Origin of the sequence: Sorangium sp. So ce1036, assembly GCF_051369805.1 — a bacterium.
Taxonomy (GTDB): Bacteria; Myxococcota_A; Polyangia; order Polyangiales; family Polyangiaceae; genus Sorangium; species Sorangium cellulosum_F.
Window position 1 is genome coordinate 8,050,797 of the sequence record NZ_JBBMOX010000001.1, and the last position, 17,520, is coordinate 8,068,316.

Sequence of the window (17,520 nt, forward strand, 5' to 3'; positions counted from 1 at the left end):
CTGCGCGCGGCGACGCTTCATTTCACGGCGAACTTTGGCTCCGCCCCGCGCGATCTGCGGTAAAACCGCGCGCATGCGAGCCACCCATCCGTCCGAACGGAGGCGCCTCCGGGCGCTCTCGTGCCTGTCCAGCGCGATCGTCGCCGCGCTCGGACTGACGTTGCCCGCCTACGCCGCGCCGCCCCCGGCCGCGGCGCCGCAGCCCGGGGCGCCCGCCGCGGCGGCGCAGGCCGCGGCGGCGCCGGCCACGGGCAGCGTGAGCGTCATGATCCCGGTCGAGAAGTACACGCTGGAGAACGGCCTCGAGGTGGTCCTGCACGAGGATCGCCGCACGCCCGTCGTGGCCGTCAACCTCTGGTACCACGTCGGCTCCAAGGACGAGCCGAAGGGGAAGAACGGCTTCGCGCACCTGTTCGAGCACGTCATGTTCCAGGGCTCGAAGCACGTCGGCGAGGACATGTTCTTCAAGTACCTGGAGCGGGCCGGCGCGAGCGACCGCAACGGGACCACGAGCACCGACCGGACGAACTACTTCGAGACCGTCCCCGCGAACGAGCTCGCGCTCGTGCTCTGGCTGGAGAGCGACCGGATGGGGTGGCTGCTCGATCACGCCAACGACGAGACGTTCACGAGCCAGCGCAGCGTCGTGAAGAACGAGCGCCGGCAGAACTACGAGAACGCGCCCTACGGCCTCGTGCCGCAGTTCCTCCGCGCCGCGCTGTTCCCGGAGGGCCACCCCTACCACCTGCTCACCATCGGCACCCCCGAGGACCTCGACGCCGCGCAGATGGAGGACGTGCGGGCCTTCTTCAGGACGTTCTACGTGCCGAACAACGCGACGCTCGTCATCGCGGGCGACATCGACCGGGCGAGGACGAAGGAGCTCGTCGAGAAGTACTTCGGCCCGATCCCGAAGGGCGCGGCGCCGCCCGTCGTGTCGAAGCCCGACCCCGGCGATCTCGCGACCGAGAAGCGCCTCGAGATCGAGGCGGACGTGGAGCTGCCCCGCGTGACGATGAGCTGGGTGACGCCGCCGGGCTTCGCGCCGGGCGACGCCGAGCTCGACCTGGTCTCCAACGTCCTCGCGTCGGGCAAGACGAGCCGGCTCTACAAGAAGCTGGTCTACGATCTCCAGATCGCGCAGGACGTCCACGCGGGCCAGCAGTCGAGCCAGCTCGCCAGCACCTTCCAGATCACCGCCACGCTGAAGAAGGGCAAGTCGCCCGAGCAGGCGCTCCGGCTCATCGACGCCGAGCTCGACCGGCTGCGCAAGGCGCCGCCGACCAGGGACGAGCACGAGCGGGCGCGCGCGAAGCTCCTGTCGGACCTGGTCTTCAGCATGGAGCGGGTGACGGCCCGCGCGAACGCCATCAACTATTACAACCAGCTCACGGGCGATCCTGGCTACTTCCCGAAGGACGTGGCCCGGTACGAGCGGGCCACGGCCGCCGATCTGCAGAAGGCGGTGGCGGGCTTGCTGCCCCGGGACCGGCGCGTGATCGCGCTCGTCACGCCGAAGCCCGGCGCCCCGAAGGCCGGGCGCCTCGTGAAGCAGACCGCGGCGCCGGCGCCCGCGGCCAGGAAGGCCGCGGCGGCGCCGGCGGTCGACGAGCCCGCGGGGGCGAAGCCCGCGATCGAGAAGCCTGCGGCCGGCGCGGCCGCGCCGAAGGGGGGTTGAGCCATGCGCATGAAACGAATCGTCACCGTCTCCCTCGCCGCGGCGGCGCTCGCCGCCTGCTCCTCGAGCCCGCCGCCGCCGCCCGCGGCGCCCGCGAAGGCGCCCGCGGCGCCGCCCCCCGCCGCGGCGCCGGCCCCTGAGCCGACGGACGCGTTCCGCAAGACCCCGCCGCCGCCAGGGCCCGAGGTGGTCTTCGTGCCGCCGCGGATCGAGGAGGCGAAGCTCGCGAACGGGATCCGCGTCCTCGTGGTGGAGCGGCACGAGCTGCCGATCGTGGCGGTGGAGGTGACCACGGTCCGGGGCGCCGACCAGGCCGCGCCGGGGGTCGGGGCGTTCGCGGGCGCGATGCTCGCGCAGGGCACGAGGACGCGCAATGCACTGCAGTTCAGCGACGCGCTCGGCAAGCTCGGCGCGAGCTTCTCGTCGTGGGTCGGCTTCGACGGCGGCGGCGTGCAGGGGCAGAGCGTGACGCCGCGGTTCGGCGAGCTGCTGACGCTGCTCGGCGACGCGTACATGAACCCGGCGTTCAGCCCGGCGGAGATCGCGCGGGAGCGGTCGCGCCGGATCACGCGGCTGGCCGAGATGAACGACCGCCCCGCGTCGTTGCTCTCCATCGCGCAGGGGATGACGCTGTATCCCGAGGGCCACCCGTACAGCGCGCCGCTGCTCGGGACCGAGGCGGCGCTGAAGAGGGTGACGCGCGCGGCGCTGGTGAAGTTCCACGCCGCGCAGTTCCGGCCGGAGCTGACGACGATCGCGGTGGCCGGGGACATCACCCGGGCCGACGCGGTGAAGGAGGTGGAGCGGGTCTTCGGCGCCTGGAAGGGCCCGGCGGGCGCGCCGCCCGCGCCGGCCAAGGCGGAGGTGCCGGCCGCGCCGCCGGCGCTCGCCGCGGGCGCGCCGCGCGTGGTGATCGTCGACCGGCCCGGGCTCACGCAGTCGACGGTGACGGTGACGCTGCCGGGCGTGCCGCGCTCGACGGAGGACCACGACGCGCTGCTCGTGATGAACACGCTCTTCGGCGGGCAGTTCTCGAGCCGGCTCAACCTGAACCTGCGCGAGAAGCACGCGTACACGTACGGCGCGCGCTCGGGCTTCGACATGCGCCACGGGCCGGGGCCGTTCTCGGCGGGCGGGGCCATCGTGCGGGAGAACACGGGCCCGGCCGTGAAGGAGATCCTGGCGGAGATCGAGCGGATCCGGAAGGAGCCGGTCACGCCGGAGGAGCTCGCGGACGCGAAGGCGAACCTCATCCGCCAGCTCCCGGCGCGCTTCGAGACGGCGGGGGCGACCGCGTCGACGCTGGCGGGCCTCGCGATCTACGGTCTGCCGCTCGACGAGTTCGCGACGCGGCCGGCGAGGATCCAGCGGATCACGCCCGCGGACGTGCAGCGGGTGGCGCAGAAGTACCTGGTGCCCGAGCAGCTCCGGGTGGTGCTGGTGGGCGACGCCGGGGCCGTCGGGGAGCAGCTCACGGCGCTGGGGCTCGGGCCGGTCACGGTGCAGAAGGCGCCGGGGGTGCCGGCGGGGCCGCCGCTGACGGGCCAGCGGGGCAAGGCGGCGGCGCCCGCGCAGCAGGCGGGCAAGGCCGCCGCACCCGCGGCGCCCGCGCAGCAGGCCGGCAAGGCGGCGGCGCCGGCGGGGCCTGCGCAGCAGGCCGACAAGGCTGCGGCGCCCGCGGCGCCCGCGCAGCCGCAGGCCAAGCCGCCCGCGGCCAAGACACCGTAGGCGCGCCGCGCCGCGCGCCTGCCTGTGCGTGCTGGCGTGGACCACGGGAGCCGCAGCGCAGGGGGGGCGCGGCGGCGCCTGACCGGGCGTTCGGGGGGCCGGGCGGCGAGGTGGCAGCGCCGCCGCCAGCGTCGCCTCGCTCCCGACCTATCTGCTCCCAGCGCCGCTCGACGTGGGGCGCCGCGTCCAGCGAGGAGCGCAACGAGCCCGTCGGCCTCGCCAGCGACCTCACCAGCGCTGCCGTGGGCACGCTGCTCCTCCTCGGCAGCGAGTACGCCCTGAGGGCAATTCCCTCGCGACCGCCGGCATCTATCGCCCGTACGCGCGGGCGTTCAGGACGACACTGATCGAGCGGAGGCGGCGGCGCTGTCGACCGGCCTCGCGCAACCGATCAAGCGGGTGTCGGGCCGCTGCCGCCCGGGCTCGTGGCAGGCGGGTCGGTGCGGGTCCGGCCCGTCTTCATCGACCACCGCATTGAAGGTGATTCAATGGGGCCGCCGCCTTTCAGCGGCGGAGAGGGGTGCATGAAGGCGCCGCTGCTGTCCATGAGCATGTGCTTCAATGGGGCCGCCGCCTTTCAGCGGCGGAGAGGCCGACGGTGGGTTCGAGTCTAGGAGCCTCGGGGAGGAGCTTCAATGGGGCCGCCGCCTTTCAGCGGCGGAGAGGCGACAGGGCGCCGGCCGCCGCGAACTTCGAGAACCGGTGGCTTCAATGGGGCCGCCGCCTTTCAGCGGCGGAGAGGGAGGTGCTTGGTACCGACGAGGACGTGCACACCGACGAGCTTCAATGGGGCCGCCGCCTTTCAGCGGCGGAGAGCGGAGCAGCGACGCGCTGTCGAGGCGCTCGTCGAGAAGGCTTCAATGGGGCCGCCGCCTTTCAGCGGCTGAGCAGCGCCTTCAAGATGGAGGGGCGTTCGCTCGATTCCGATCAGGTTTGCCGAGGAACAAAAGACGAAGCCCCCTCAGAAAACTTGCCATAAGTCGTCCGAGAGGGCCCGCTCCGGGTGTGGAAGACCGGAGAGGATGCATGCTGGCTCGCCTTTGTCCTCGGGGACAAATTTTTCTCATGCCTCCAGGAGATCGACCAGGAGATCGCGCGGCAGGTGGCGCGGGCGGGGTGCCCGCGGTGCGGCGGCCCGCTGGATCGTAGCGACTATGACCGCAAGCCCCGCGGCGATTGCTTCATCGCGGCGACCGCGGAGCCGCCGGTGCGAAGGATCAGCTACTGCTGCCGCCGGGAGGGGTGCCGGCGGCGGCGCACGCCGCCGTCGGTCGTCTTTCTGGGCCGGCGCGTCTACCTCGGCGCGGTCGTCATCGTCGCGAGCGCGAGCGCGCTTTTGCGGCGCACGACGGCGTGTCCGCCGGCGCAGGTCCCGCCGGCAGACGTGCCGCCGGCAGAGGTCGCGCCGGCGCAGGCCTCGCCGAGACGGACCCCGGCGACGCAGGTCCCGGCGCGGACGCTCGGGCGGTGGTCGAGGTGGTGGCAGACGGAGTTGCCGGTCACGGGCCTGTTCGTGGCGTTGCGCGGGCTGCTCGCCTCGCCCGTGGACGCGGCGAGACTGCCCTGCTCGCTGCTCGAGCGGCTGACCGGCAGCGCCGTCGAGCAGGTCACGGCGCTGCTCAAGCTGCTGGCGCCGCTGAGCACGGGGTCTGTCGCTGACGGCGCACGATTTCTGAGGAGCGCTGGGGCCTGATGAGGGGCACGCAGAAGATGTAAAATGAAGGGATTCGCAGGTTGGCGTAGGGTTTCCCTCGCGGCGCACGGACAGATGACCCTGCCCGCGGAGAGGACCCATGAGCCACGAAGACACGCCAGCGCGCGTGCGATGGGCACGTCTGCGCCTTTCGATCATCGGACCGCTGCTCGCCTCGCCGGCGGTGCGGGGGCGGCTCGGCGAGACCATCGCCGAGCTCTCCGGCCGCCCCTGGCATCACCCGACGACCGGCGAGACGGTCTGTTTCTCCGCCAAGACGATCGAGCGGTGGTACTACGCCGCGCGCAGCGAGCTCGACCCGTTTCGGGCGCTCGCACGCAAGGTGCCCAAGCACGCCGGCACCCATCCGAGCGTCACGCCGGCTCTCGCCGCCGCGCTCGGCAAGCAGCACGCCGAGCACGAGACCTGGAGTTACCAGCTCCACTATGACAACCTCTGTGCGAGCGCGAAGCAGGATCCATCGCTCGGGAAGCTCCCCGGTTACGCGACGATCTGCCGCTTCATGAAGGACCAGGGCCTGACGAAGAAGAAGCGGCAGACCCGTATCGCCCGGGGCGAGGGCTACGTGCCCCGCGAGGTCAGGTCCTTCGAGGTCGAGCATGTCAACGGGCTGTGGCACCTCGACTTCCACAAGGGCTCGCTCAAGGTGCTCCACCCGTCCGGCGCGTGGGTGAAGCCGGTCATGCTCGGCGTACTCGACGATGCCTCGCGGGTCTGCTGCCACGGGCAGTGGTACTACAAGGAGAACACGCAAGCCCTGGTGCATGCGCTCTCGCAGGGGATCCAGAAGCGAGGACTGCCGCGCGCCCTGCTCGACGACAACGGCTCGCAGATGGTCGCCGCCGAGACCACGGAGGGGCTCTTGCGCCTCGGCATCGTCAACTTCAACACGATGCCCCGCACGCCCGCCCAGAACGGCAAACAAGAGTCCTTCTGGGGCCCGATCGAAAAGCGCCTGCTCGCCATGCTCGAGGGCGTCGAGGGGTTGACCCTCAGCCTGCTCAACCAGGCCACCCAGGCATGGATCGAGCAGGAGTACCACCGCGCTGTCCATAGCGAGCTCAAGGAGGCGCCGCTGGAACGCTACCTTCGCGGTCCCGACGTCGGCCGGCCCAGCCCTGGCTCCGAGGAGCTGCGCCGCGCCTTTCGCATGGAGATCACGCGTACCCAGCGCAAAAGCGATGGGACCGTGACGGCGTGCGGCGTGCGCTACGAGGTCCCCTCTGCCTATCGCACCCTGAACCGGCTCCGCCTTCGCGTGGCGCGCTGGGACCTCAGCCATGTCGATCTGGTCGACCCGCGCACCGGCGCTCACCTCACCACGCTCCGGCCGCTCGACAAGGTCAAGAACGCCGATCGCGCGCGCCGCGCGCTCTCCGAGCCCGCGCCGGCGCCGCGGCGCTCCGGGATCGCGCCGCACCTCAAGGCGCTGATGGCCGAGTACGCCGCCACCGGGTTGCCGCCTGCGTACCTGGCGCTCGACGACGGCGGGCAGGACGGCGCTCCCGAGGATGGCGCCGCGCTCGACCCAGCGAACCAAGATCCTTGTCTTGAATCGACGGAGGAGGCCCTCTCATGACCTCGAAGATTCTGTCCCTCTACAGTCTCATCTTCAACCCCTTCCGACCCGACCTCCCCGTCGAGGCGCTCCACGTCACGCCACAGGTCCACACCTTCCTGCGGCGCGTCGAGAGCGGCGTCACCGACGGCGGCTTCGCGCTCGTCACCGGCGACCCCGGCACCGGCAAGAGCGTCGCGCTCAGGCTCGTGCGTGAGCACCTCGGCACCTTGCCTGACGTGACGGTCGGGACCATCGAGCACCCGCAGAGCCGCGTGCCCGACTTCTATCGTGAGCTCGGCGAGCTCTTCGGCGTGCCCCTGAGCGCCCATAACCGCTGGGGCGGCTTCAAGGCGCTGCGGACGCGCTGGAGCGAGCACATCAGCACGACGCGCAGCCGCCCCGTGCTCATCCTCGATGAGGCGCAGGAGGCGCTCACTCAGGTGCTCTGCGAGCTGCGCATCCTCGCCAGCAAGGACTTCGACGCTCGCCAGCTGCTCTGCGTCATCTTCGCCGGCGACGGCCGCCTGCCCGAGCGGCTGCGTACCCCCGAGCTCTTGCCCCTCGGCAGCCGCATCCGCCGCCGCCTCCACCTCGATTACGCCTCCCGCGACGATCTCACCGCCTGTCTCGACCATCTCCTCGAGGCCGCCGGCAACCTCGCCTTGATGACCCCGGAGCTGAAGGCCACCCTCGTCGATCACGCCGCTGGCAACTACCGCATCCTGATGAACCTCTGCGACGAGCTGCTCGCCGCCGGCGCCGACCGCGGCCTGCCACGGCTCGACGAGAAGCTCTACCTCGAGGTCTTCTCTCCGCCCCAGCGCCCGAAAGCATCGACGAAGAAGCGATGAGCCCCTCGGTCCGCCGCAGGCTCTACGCCGCGCGCGAGCTCCTGGAGCTGCGGCTGCTCTCCGCTGCGCTCGATGCCGTCTCCACCGCGCTCCGGCTCGAGCACCCGACCCTCGACACGCTCGCCGAGCCGACGGAGCCGCCTACGCTGTGCGCGGCACGCCATCTGCTCGTCCAGATCCGCTCGCTCCGCGGCGCCATCCGCTCCTACCGCTCGGCCGTCCACCGCGTCCTCGAACAACCCGACGATGACGGCATCCCCTTCTGACGCGCAAGCTACCCGCTTGACGCTCCGCGTCCCTCAAGCTCCGTGCGCAAGAGCCCCTCAATTCTCGTGGTTATGCTCAGGCGGAGAGCGAGTGGGCCGATACGTGGTACGCCTCCGTGGAGGCCGCGCTTCAATGGGGCCGCCGCCTTTCAGCGGCGGAGAGCCCGGCGCGCATGTCCGCGTTCGAGGAAGCCACGGGGCTTCAATGGGGCCGCCGCCTTTCAGCGGCGGAGAGGGTGAATTGCAGGCGCGCCGCGTGTTCTGGCAAAAGCTTCAATGGGGCCGCCGCCTTTCAGCGGCGGAGAGTGACGTCAACTCCCGCATGCGCGGGAGCGAGGAGTTTACGCTTCAATGGGGCCGCCGCCTTTCAGCGGCGGAGAGCTGTTGAAGGCTGGAGTGCCGCGCCAGAGCGCGACGCTTCAATGGGGCCGCCGCCTTTCAGCGGCGGAGAGATCATGAGACCATTCATCAGGTGCGGTGTCTCGTTTACGCTTCAATGGGGCCGCCGCCTTTCAGCGGCGGAGAGCTCCACACCGTCCATGAGCTGCTCCTCGAGCACCTGGGCGCTTCAATGGGGCCGCCGCCTTTCAGCGGCGGAGAGGTACGACACGACACACGCAACCGACCGGATGACTTTGCTTCAATGGGGCCGCCGCCTTTCAGCGGCGGAGAGCCCACCGCACGAGCGGGCGTGTCACGCCGTCGAAGGTGCTTCAATGGGGCCGCCGCCTTTCAGCGGCGGAGAGGCCTCGGCCTCGGGGAGGTCCGGCAGTGGTCCACTTTGCTTCAATGGGGCCGCCGCCTTTCAGCGGCGGAGAGCGGCGCATCGGCCGGCCTCGCGCTTGTGCCCTCGTTGCTTCAATGGGGCCGCCGCCTTTCAGCGGCGGAGAGGGCGCGGGACGGCGGCTTGTCGGCTGGCTTGATCTGGCTTCAATGGGGCCGCCGCAGGGCGGGCGCGTCTAACCTGGAGGAATGGTTCCGGAGAGGACGCGCAGCAGGTAGTCGTGGTTCCATCCAGCTTTCTTTCGTTTTGCGGCAATCCCACGCTTGGTGGTCTGGTCTTGCTTCAGGAGATTGAGAGCAATCTTGCGCAGCAGCCCGATGTTCTCCTGCCCGGCTCGAACGCGGCTTTCATCCTCGCGGAATGCGACATCGAGCACCCAATGGCATCGATTTTCGATCGACCAGTGCGCACGAATCAACGATGCCATCGCTTTGGCTCCAGTGCGTGCGCTCGAGCTGATGAAATAGTGCCTCTCGGACGTGAGCTCACCGCCGGGGCCGGCCTGGCGTTCCCGTTCGACCATCGTGATGCTCCGCAGGCCCGGCCACTTCGGTGCCTCCGTGATCCGGCTCAGGTCCGTCGTGGTCCAGACGCGCCGCCGCTCACGCCTCCCGTGTCCCTCTTCGACCGTCTCGTGCACCGTGTGCTTTACAAGCGAAAAGAAGCCGGTGCCGGCCTCGGAGAAGATCTGAGCGACTTGCTCATAGAGCTTGGTCTGATTCGCTTTGAGAGCGAGCAGATAGGCGGCTCCCCTGTCGACAATTCCCTGGGCAATTTCCTTCTGGGTTCCCATGGCGTCGATGGTCACCGTGGCACCTCGAAGATTCAGCATGCCGAGCAGTTTCGGGATGGCCGTGATCTCGTTCGACTCGGGGTCGGTCGCCACCTGACCGAGCGTCAGGCTGTTCTGCTGAACCCAGGCGCTGACCAGGTGCAGCGGCGAGCGCTCGGCGGCACGGTCGAACGATCGGCGAGCCGTCTTGCCATCGATCGCCACCAGCTTACCGTCGGGCGAGCCGACCAGCGCCTGCATCCAGGCCACGAAGCAAGCGCTGAACGCCTCGGGGTCGAGCGCGCTCAGGACCCGACGGAACGTATCAGCGCTCGGGATGCCTGCCGGCAGGTCCAGAAACGTCTTCAGCCAGCCATGCTTGCACTCACCGAAGTCGGCGAAGTCGTCCCAGCCCTCCGCCCCGCAGATCGTGCCGAGGATAGCGATGGCAATGATGTCCAGCAGTTTGTGGTCAGATCGCCCGACGACGCGCGGGTCGGGCAGCGATGCGAAGTGCTCGATGAACGGTGCCATGCCCCGAGATCTGCCACACGACATGTCGCTGTGTTCGGCCGCCAGCCCCGACCAGCCGGCCACGAGCGAGTTTAAGTCATTGTTTTTATGTTAGTTTTGATGCGCCCGCCCTGGGGGCCGCCGCCTTTCAGCGGCGGAGAGGGGATCACGGAGGAAGCTGTAGAGGAGTTCGAGGTGCTTCAATGGGGCCGCCGCCTTTCAGCGGCGGAGAGCGAGCATCTCGCGCAAGGCCGGACGCTTGTCGGTCCGCTTCAATGGGGCCGCCGCCTTTCAGCGGCGGAGAGGGCGCCTCCTGATGCATCCCCTCATATAGTCCCAAGAATTTCACGGGTTACGGCGTGCTCACGGAGCACCTCGCCGTACGCTGTCATGAGTTGAACAAGCCGCTCTTCCCGCATGTTGGGAATGGCTGTGTACCAGTAGCATCCCTGGTTATAGAGCGACAAGGTTCGATGCTTCACGGTATTGGTCTTCAGGAGGCGATCGAGGCCGGCCCGTTCTCCTGCCTCCCCAAGGAGCGTCAGGAGCACGTGCGCAAAGGCAGCTATAAGCAGAAGTCGGTCGCGTCGGGCAGTGTCGCCAATATGTGTGGCGGAGAGACCCATGCCAAAATGAACGTTCTTGACGTCGCGGAACGTCTCCTCGATGCAGAGGCGACGGCCGTAGAGCTTGGTCACCTGGCTCGCCGTCAGGTCGGCACGGCTGGTTGCGAGGCACCATGGCTCCTTCATCCGCTTGTCGTGAACGAGCACGACCGCCGCGATGGCCGTCTTGTCCTGCGTGACCCGGACGTTCTTCAGCATCTTTGCCCGTCCGGTAGATGTGAGCCATTCGCCTGCAGGACGCGCAGTGTCATCAGCATCGGTGACGATGATGCACTCACGGAACCGAATGATGTAGTCCCAGCCCAGATTGCCGAGATGTGCGTACCGCTCCTGGTCGCCGAAGCCCCGGTCCGCGAGGAGTGTTACTCGAGTTGCTTTCGGAAGAATCTCGTGCAGCCGCTCAATGACCTCGTCTTCATAGGCGTTGCGCTTGCCAGCCAACGACGACTTCTTGACCGTCCTCCAAATAAGCGGCGTTGCTCGCCCGTGACGAGTGATCAAGTACAACGCCAACGTGGCGTGGTCATCGACATCAAACTCCGTCCAGTCGAGAGCGACCAGCAGCTCCTCTCGCGGCCCCACCACGAAGCGGACCCAAGCGTCGAACAGAAGCCATGGGGACACATTGTTGTTACTCAGCAGGCGATCAACTTGTTTGGTCGCGTGCTTGGGGCTACCGTCTCTTGCCCACGCCATCCCTCGCCCGATCACGTGAATGCAAAGGGAGACCGAGTGCAGAACGCCCAGGGTTGCCAGCGACAAGGACAGCACGGTCTTGACGTGCAGGTCGACTTTCACAGCGGCGTGAAGGAACCGCTCGATGCTACTCGCGCTGAGCCCTACGCGCTCGAGTTGCCTGCGAGCCCTCATCGAATGCGACCGCTCCTCCGAGCGCGTCGTCGTCAAGTTCCCCTTCGCCTTGCCTTCCGTGCACGCGTCGACGCCCGCCGATTGCCTCATACTGATACTATTCCGGCCAGCGACCGCAGATTCTCACGTATTCGTCGTAGGCTCACCCGAAACACCTGAGCCTCGTGGGCCCATGCAAACAACTGTCCCACATTGGTGCTCAGTGGAAGCGGTGTGCCAGCGGCGCGGGAATCGACGAATTTGCCGTATAAAATGAGGGGATCTGTCAGGGCGCCTCGGCGCGCGCCCTGGAGGAGGCCGCCTCCAGCTTCAATGGGGCCGCCGCCTTTCAGCGGCGGAGAGCGTGCCGCCGCGCTCCCGCTCGCTGCTCCTCGCCTTGCTTCAATGGGGCCGCCGCCTTTCAGCGGCGGAGCTGATGCATCCCCTCATATAGTCCCAAGAATTTCACGGGTTACGGCGTGCTCACGGAGCACCTCGCCGTACGCTGTCATGAGTTGAACAAGCCGCTCTTCCCGCATGTTGGGAATGGCTGTGTACCAGTAGCATCCCTGGTTATAGAGCGACAAGGTTCGATGCTTCACGGTATTGGTCTTCAGGAGGCGATCGAGGCCGGCCCGTTCTCCTGCCTCCCCAAGGAGCGTCAAGAGCACGTGCGCAAAGGCAGCTATAAGCAGAAGTCGGTCGCGTCGGGCAGTGTCGCCAATATGTGTGGCGGAGAGACCCATGCCAAAATGAACGTTCTTGACGTCGCGGAACGTCTCCTCGATGCAGAAGCGACGGCCGTAGAGCTTGGTCACCTGGCTCGCCGTCAGGTCGGCACGGCTGGTTGCGAGGCACCATGGCTCCTTCATCCGCTTGTCGTGAACGAGCACGACCGCCGCGATGGCCGTCTTGTCCTGCGTGACCCGGACGTTCTTCAGCATCTTTGCCCGTCCGGTAGATGTGAGCCATTCGCCTGCAGGACGCGCAGTGTCATCAGCATCGGTGACGATGATGCACTCACGGAACCGAATGATGTAGTCCCAGCCCAGATTGCCGAGATGTGCGTACCGCTCCTGGTCGCCGAAGCCCCGGTCCGCGAGGAGTGTTACTCGAGTTGCTTTCGGAAGAATCTCGTGCAGCCGCTCAATGACCTCGTCTTCATAGGCGTTGCGCTTGCCAGCCAACGACGACTTCTTGACCGTCCTCCAAATAAGCGGCGTTGCTCGCCCGTGACGAGTGATCAAGTACAACGCCAACGTGGCGTGGTCATCGACATCAAACTCCGTCCAGTCGAGAGCGACCAGCAGCTCCTCTCGCGGCCCCACCACGAAGCGGACCCGAGCGTCGAACAGAAGCCATGGGGACACATTGTTGTTACTCAGCAGGCGATCAACTTGTTTGGTCGCGTGCTTGGGGCTACCGTCTCTTGCCCACGCCATCCCTCGCCCGATCACGTGAATGCAAAGGGAGACCGAGTGCAGAACGCCCAGGGTTGCCAGCGACAAGGACAGCACGGTCTTGACGTGCAGGTCGACTTTCACAGCGGCGTGAAGGAACCGCTCGATGCTACTCGCGCTGAGCCCTACGCGCTCGAGTTGCCTGCGAGCCCTCATCGAATGCGACCGCTCCTCCGAGCGCGTCGTCGTCAAGTTCCCCTTCGCCTTGCCTTCCGTGCACGCGTCGACGCCCGCCGATTGCCTCATACTGATACTATTCCGGCCAGCGACCGCAGATTCTCACGTATTCGTCGTAGGCTCACCCGAAACACCTGAGCCTCGTGGGCCCATGCAAACAACTGTCCCACATTGGTGCTCAGTGGAAGCGGTGTGCCAGCGGCGCGGGAATCGACGAATTTGCCGTATAAAATGAGGGGATCTGTCAGGCGGCGGAGAGTGGTAGGCGCGGGCCTGATCTACGGCTTCCATGTGTACGCTTCAATGGGGCCGCCGCCTTTCAGCGGCGGAGAGACGCGACGCACGCCCCGCGGGGCGGCGTGCGCTGCAAGCTTCAATGGGGCCGCCGCCTTTCAGCGGCGGAGAGCGCGGTGTGCTTCTCGATGCGGTTCTGCTATAGCGTGGCTTCAATGGGGCCGCCGCCTTTCAGCGGCGGAGAGCGCCCTGTCGGGCCAGATCAGGGCGACTGACAGAGCCATGCTTCAATGGGGCCGCCGCCTTTCAGCGGCGGAGAGCTGGGTAGCTCGCACTGTAGTGGTGCCGCTCGACGCTTCAATGGGGCCGCCGCCTTTCAGCGGCGGAGAGATCTCGGGTGGACGCCACCCGGGGAGCGGCCGCCGGAGCTTCAATGGGGCCGCCGCCTTTCAGCGGCGGAGAGTGCTCGGCATCGGCGCCGGCGCGTGGGCGACGGGAGAGGCTTCAATGGGGCCGCCGCCTTTCAGCGGCGGAGAGCTGCGGGGAGATGTTCGTCCTGAAAGAGGAGTGGCTGCTTCAATGGGGCCGCCGCCTTTCAGCGGCGGAGAGCGTTTCCCAGAGTCAAGCCGCCCGCCGCGGTGAACGCTTCAATGGGGCCGCCGCCTTTCAGCGGCGGAGAGGCGCTCTGTCCAGGCGGGACGAGCGCAAGCATGGCAGCTTCAATGGGGCCGCCGCCTTTCAGCGGCGGAGAGCCAAGCCCTCCGCGGTGCCGGTGACTGATCCGGCGTTGCTGCTTCAATGGGGCCGCCGCCTTTCAGCGGCGGAGAGACGGCGATGGCAACTACGGGCCGCTCGCGTGGCTCGACGCTTCAATGGGGCCGCCGCCTTTCAGCGGCGGAGAGCTGGCACAGCTCGCCGATGCGACGCCATCGGTGGGGCTTCAATGGGGCCGCCGCCTTTCAGCGGCGGAGAGGAGCTGGTCACGCCTCTGACGCCAGAAGGCCTAGCGCTTCAATGGGGCCGCCGCCTTTCAGCGGCGGAGAGATACCCAGGCCATCCAGCCAGCGGTCGCGGATGATGTCGCTTCAATGGGGCCGCCGCCTTTCAGCGGCGGAGAGATCGACGGTTCGCGTGCTGGCGGATCGACGCTCCGTAGCTTCAATGGGGCCGCCGCCTTTCAGCGGCGGAGAGGCTCTCGTCGAGCCAGCGGTTGAAGCTCTGCCGATCGCTTCAATGGGGCCGCCGCCTTTCAGCGGCGGAGAGAGCACATCTCGTGCGGGGTGGAGCAGGACGGCGCGTTGCTTCAATGGGGCCGCCGCCTTTCAGCGGCGGAGAGTTCGACGCGTCGAACGCACACAGGGTGAAGTCGCAGCGCTTCAATGGGGCCGCCGCCTTTCAGCGGCGGAGAGAGCGGGTGGACGTGAGGGTTAGGGCGGCGTTATGACTAGCTTCAATGGGGCCGCCGCCTTTCAGCGGCGGAGAGTAGAGGTCGCTGTCCTCGCGGAACGTGAACTCGACCGGCTTCAATGGGGCCGCCGCCTTTCAGCGGCGGAGAGCTGCGCGACAGCGGCAGACTGATCCAGGTGTCCACGGAGCTTCAATGGGGCCGCCGCCTTTCAGCGGCGGAGAGACGATGATCGCGACCTGCGCCGTGGTCTTGTCGATGATGCTTCAATGGGGCCGCCGCCTTTCAGCGGCGGAGAGGGTCGAGGCGGACAGATCCGCGTGTTTGATGCCTCCGAGCTTCAATGGGGCCGCCGCCTTTCAGCGGCGGAGAGAGCGGCCTTAAGCAGCACAACATAAGCGCGCTTTCTGCTTCAATGGGGCCGCCGCCTTTCAGCGGCGGAGAGGCCTGGCGGCGTGAGCAACAGCAAGAGCAGCGAGAAGCTTCAATGGGGCCGCCGCCTTTCAGCGGCGGAGAGAGCGGCAGTTCGCTATGGGGTGGCAACCCGCCTGGAGGCTTCAATGGGGCCGCCGCCTTTCAGCGGCGGAGAGCCCGTCCCCGGTGGGCTCGGCGACGAAGCTGTTCTGGCTTCAATGGGGCCGCCGCCTTTCAGCGGCGGAGAGGCCGCCAGGAATCAATATCGCCCGGTTCATCGAGATCAACGCTTCAATGGGGCCGCCGGCTTTCAGCGGCGGAGAGAAGAGCGTGAAGGCGCTCTGAGAGGGAGCATGACAACGCTTCAATGGGGCCGCCGCCTTTCAGCGGCGGAGAGTTCTGGGAGGCAACATGCAACGAATAACAGCGCCTAACAATAGCCCGCCGACCTCGCTCGAGCGCCCGCTCGCTTGAGACAAACGGTACGCGCATTAGATTGCACGCGTGGGCAAGCTGTTGGTGCCGGACGAACTCTGGGAGCGAATCGAACCTCTATTGCCGAAGGCGGAGCCGAAGCCGCAGGGCGGCCGGCCGCGCACGCCTGATCGAATCGCCCTGACGGGGATCTTGTTCGTGCTGAAAACGGGGATTCCTTGGGAATATCTCCCGCAAGAGCTCGGCTGCAGCGGCATGACGTGCTGGCGCCGGTTGCGCGACTGGCAGCAGGCTGGCGTCTGGGGTCAGCTCCACAAGGCATTGCTGGATGAGCTCGGCGGGGCCGACAAGATCAACTGGGAGCGTGCTGCGCTGGATGCCTCGCTGGTTCCGGCAAAAAGGGGGGTGAAGAGACTGGCCCGAACCCCACAGATCGCGGCCGGCCGGGCACGAAATATCACATTTTGGTCGATCAGAATGGTATCCCGCTCGCCGTCGAGATGACGCCGGCGAACGTCCATGACTCGAAGATGTTCACGCCTATGGTGGATGCGGTACCGACGATCGCGCGGCCTTGCGGCCGACCGCGGCGCCGCCCCAAGAAACTGCACGCCGATAAGGCCTACGACGACCCGGCCCTGCGCTTGGCTTGCCATCTGCGCCACATCGTGCCCCGCATCGCTCGCAAGGGCATCGAGTCGTCGGAGAAGCTCGGCCGTTACCGCTGGGTCGTCGAACGGACGATCGCATGGCTCCGCCGCTTTCGGCGCTTGACTGTGCGGTATGAACGCCGTGCCGATATTCACCGAGCGTTCCTCCAGCTCGCCGTGTGCCTGATCTGCCTCTGCCATATCCAGGCCGGGTTTTGTTAGGCGCTCTAAGAATCGCTAGCTTCAATGGGGCCGCCGCCTTTCAGCGGCGGAGAGTGGCGGAGTCGGTGGCGCGTCGCGCTGCGACGAAGGCTTCAATGGGGCCGCCGCCTTTCAGCGGCGGAGAGTAGCGGAGGTGCCGACGATGAGTTTATCGAGATCTTGCTTCAATGGGGCCGCCGCCTTTCAGCGGCGGAGAGCTGGCCGCATGGGCGGGTGGGCGCGGCCGCTCGATCTTCAATGGGGCCGCCGCCTTTCAGCGGCGGAGAGTTCGACCGGCGCGGAGCAGTGGCCGTCATCCGCATCTCTTCAATGGGGCCGCCGCCTTTCAGCGGCGGAGAGCGGGAGCGCGCGCCGATGCGCGATAGGAGGAAGAGATGGGACTTCAATGGGGCCGCCGCCTTTCAGCGGCGGAGAGCTCCCGAAACGGGCTCTTCGAGGCCCGTCTCAACTTTTAACTTCAATGGGGCCGCCGCCTTTCAGCGGCGGAGAGCTCCATCTGGAGGGTATCGCCATCGAGATCGAAAGACCACTTCAATGGGGCCGCCGCCTTTCAGCGGCGGAGAGGGTGCGGTTCGGTAGCCGTGGCGTGACGTGGACGATGACACTTCAATGGGGCCGCCGCCTTTCAGCGGCGGAGAGGGCATCCCGGAGGCGTGGCGCGGCCGCGCGGCCATCACTTCAATGGGGCCGCCGCCTTTCAGCGGCGGAGAGGGAAAGCGCGTCGATTCGGGGCGTTTTACAAGCGATACTTCAATGGGGCCGCCGCCTTTCAGCGGCGGAGAGCGCGCTGTTCAACGCCTCGACCGGGCGCTTCGTCCGACTTCAATGGGGCCGCCGCCTTTCAGCGGCGGAGAGGTCTCTCCCTGTCGATCCGGGATTCGCCGCTTTCGGTACTTCAATGGGGCCGCCGCCTTTCAGCGGCGGAGAGGATGTGCGCGCCCGCGGGCGCCTGCTGGATCAGGCAACTTCAATGGGGCCGCCGCCTTTCAGCGGCGGAGAGCCCAAATCACGTCATCTCGGACGACCTGCGCAAGATTCTACTTCAATGGGGCCGCCGCCTTTCAGCGGCGGAGAGGCCAACCTTACCCGTCTTGGCCCCGCGGTTCTTGTCCAACTTCAATGGGGCCGCCGCCTTTCAGCGGCGGAGAGAGGTCTCGCAGCCTACGAGACATTTCGCACAC

Annotated in this window: 9 protein-coding genes, 1 pseudogene and 4 CRISPR repeat arrays; of the genes and pseudogenes, 7 read left to right on the forward strand and 3 right to left on the reverse strand. The window is 67.5% G+C overall.

Going from position 1 to position 17,520, the window contains the following annotated elements:
- Positions 1-73: 73 nt before the first annotated feature.
- From WMF31_RS30280 to WMF31_RS30305, 6 genes and pseudogenes are all read left to right on the forward strand, one after another.
- Positions 74-1,678 (forward strand): M16 family metallopeptidase, encoded by a 1,605-nt coding sequence (locus WMF31_RS30280; RefSeq protein ID WP_436605285.1) that lies wholly within the window; start codon positions 74-76, stop codon positions 1,676-1,678.
- A gap of 3 nt (positions 1,679-1,681) precedes the next feature.
- Positions 1,682-3,406, forward strand: coding sequence for a M16 family metallopeptidase (locus WMF31_RS30285; RefSeq protein WP_436605286.1), 1,725 nt, complete (start codon positions 1,682-1,684; stop codon positions 3,404-3,406).
- 482 nt (positions 3,407-3,888) lie between these two features.
- A CRISPR array of direct repeats spans positions 3,889-4,296; the repeat unit is 36 nt; unit sequence GCTTCAATGGGGCCGCCGCCTTTCAGCGGCGGAGAG.
- A 113-nt stretch (positions 4,297-4,409) separates the two neighbouring features.
- Positions 4,410-5,099, forward strand: coding sequence for a hypothetical protein (locus WMF31_RS30290; RefSeq protein WP_436605287.1), 690 nt, complete (start codon positions 4,410-4,412; stop codon positions 5,097-5,099).
- A 100-nt stretch (positions 5,100-5,199) separates the two neighbouring features.
- Positions 5,200-6,609: pseudogene (locus WMF31_RS30295) on the forward strand (IS481 family transposase); the annotation flags it as partial.
- A gap of 86 nt (positions 6,610-6,695) precedes the next feature.
- Positions 6,696-7,532 (forward strand): ExeA family protein, encoded by an 837-nt coding sequence (locus WMF31_RS30300; RefSeq protein ID WP_129348457.1) that lies wholly within the window; start codon positions 6,696-6,698, stop codon positions 7,530-7,532.
- A complete protein-coding gene (locus WMF31_RS30305; RefSeq protein WP_129348459.1) occupies positions 7,529-7,798 on the forward strand; it encodes a hypothetical protein in 270 nt (89 codons plus the stop codon). The genes WMF31_RS30300 and WMF31_RS30305 overlap by 4 nt, the downstream gene beginning before the upstream one ends.
- 127 nt (positions 7,799-7,925) lie before the next feature.
- Positions 7,926-8,690: a CRISPR direct-repeat array (repeat unit 36 nt; unit sequence GCTTCAATGGGGCCGCCGCCTTTCAGCGGCGGAGAG).
- Positions 8,691-8,757: 67 nt separating this feature from the next.
- Here the strand turns inward: WMF31_RS30305 and WMF31_RS30310 are convergent.
- From WMF31_RS30310 to WMF31_RS30320, 3 genes are all read right to left on the reverse strand, one after another.
- The gene (locus WMF31_RS30310) at positions 8,758-9,888 is read right to left on the reverse strand and encodes an ISAs1 family transposase (protein WP_436601070.1); all 1,131 of its coding nucleotides are present in this window, start codon (positions 9,886-9,888) and stop codon (positions 8,758-8,760) included.
- Between the two features lie 305 nt (positions 9,889-10,193).
- The gene (locus tag WMF31_RS30315; protein ID WP_436606617.1) at positions 10,194-11,363 is read right to left on the reverse strand and encodes an IS4 family transposase; all 1,170 of its coding nucleotides are present in this window, start codon (positions 11,361-11,363) and stop codon (positions 10,194-10,196) included.
- A gap of 425 nt (positions 11,364-11,788) precedes the next feature.
- Positions 11,789-12,958, reverse strand: coding sequence for an IS4 family transposase (locus WMF31_RS30320; protein ID WP_436606618.1), 1,170 nt, complete (start codon positions 12,956-12,958; stop codon positions 11,789-11,791).
- A gap of 318 nt (positions 12,959-13,276) precedes the next feature.
- Positions 13,277-15,430: a CRISPR direct-repeat array (repeat unit 36 nt; unit sequence GCTTCAATGGGGCCGCCGCCTTTCAGCGGCGGAGAG).
- Between the two features lie 106 nt (positions 15,431-15,536).
- Here WMF31_RS30320 and WMF31_RS30325 point away from each other — a divergent pair.
- Positions 15,537-16,339 (forward strand): IS5 family transposase gene (locus WMF31_RS30325; protein ID WP_129346188.1). Its coding sequence is split into 2 segments (ribosomal slippage): positions 15,537-15,861 and positions 15,861-16,339, totalling 804 coding nucleotides; the frame shifts between segments, so codons are not numbered across the junction.
- Between the two features lie 18 nt (positions 16,340-16,357).
- Positions 16,358-17,488: a CRISPR direct-repeat array (repeat unit 36 nt; unit sequence GCTTCAATGGGGCCGCCGCCTTTCAGCGGCGGAGAG).
- Positions 17,489-17,520 lie beyond the last annotated feature (32 nt).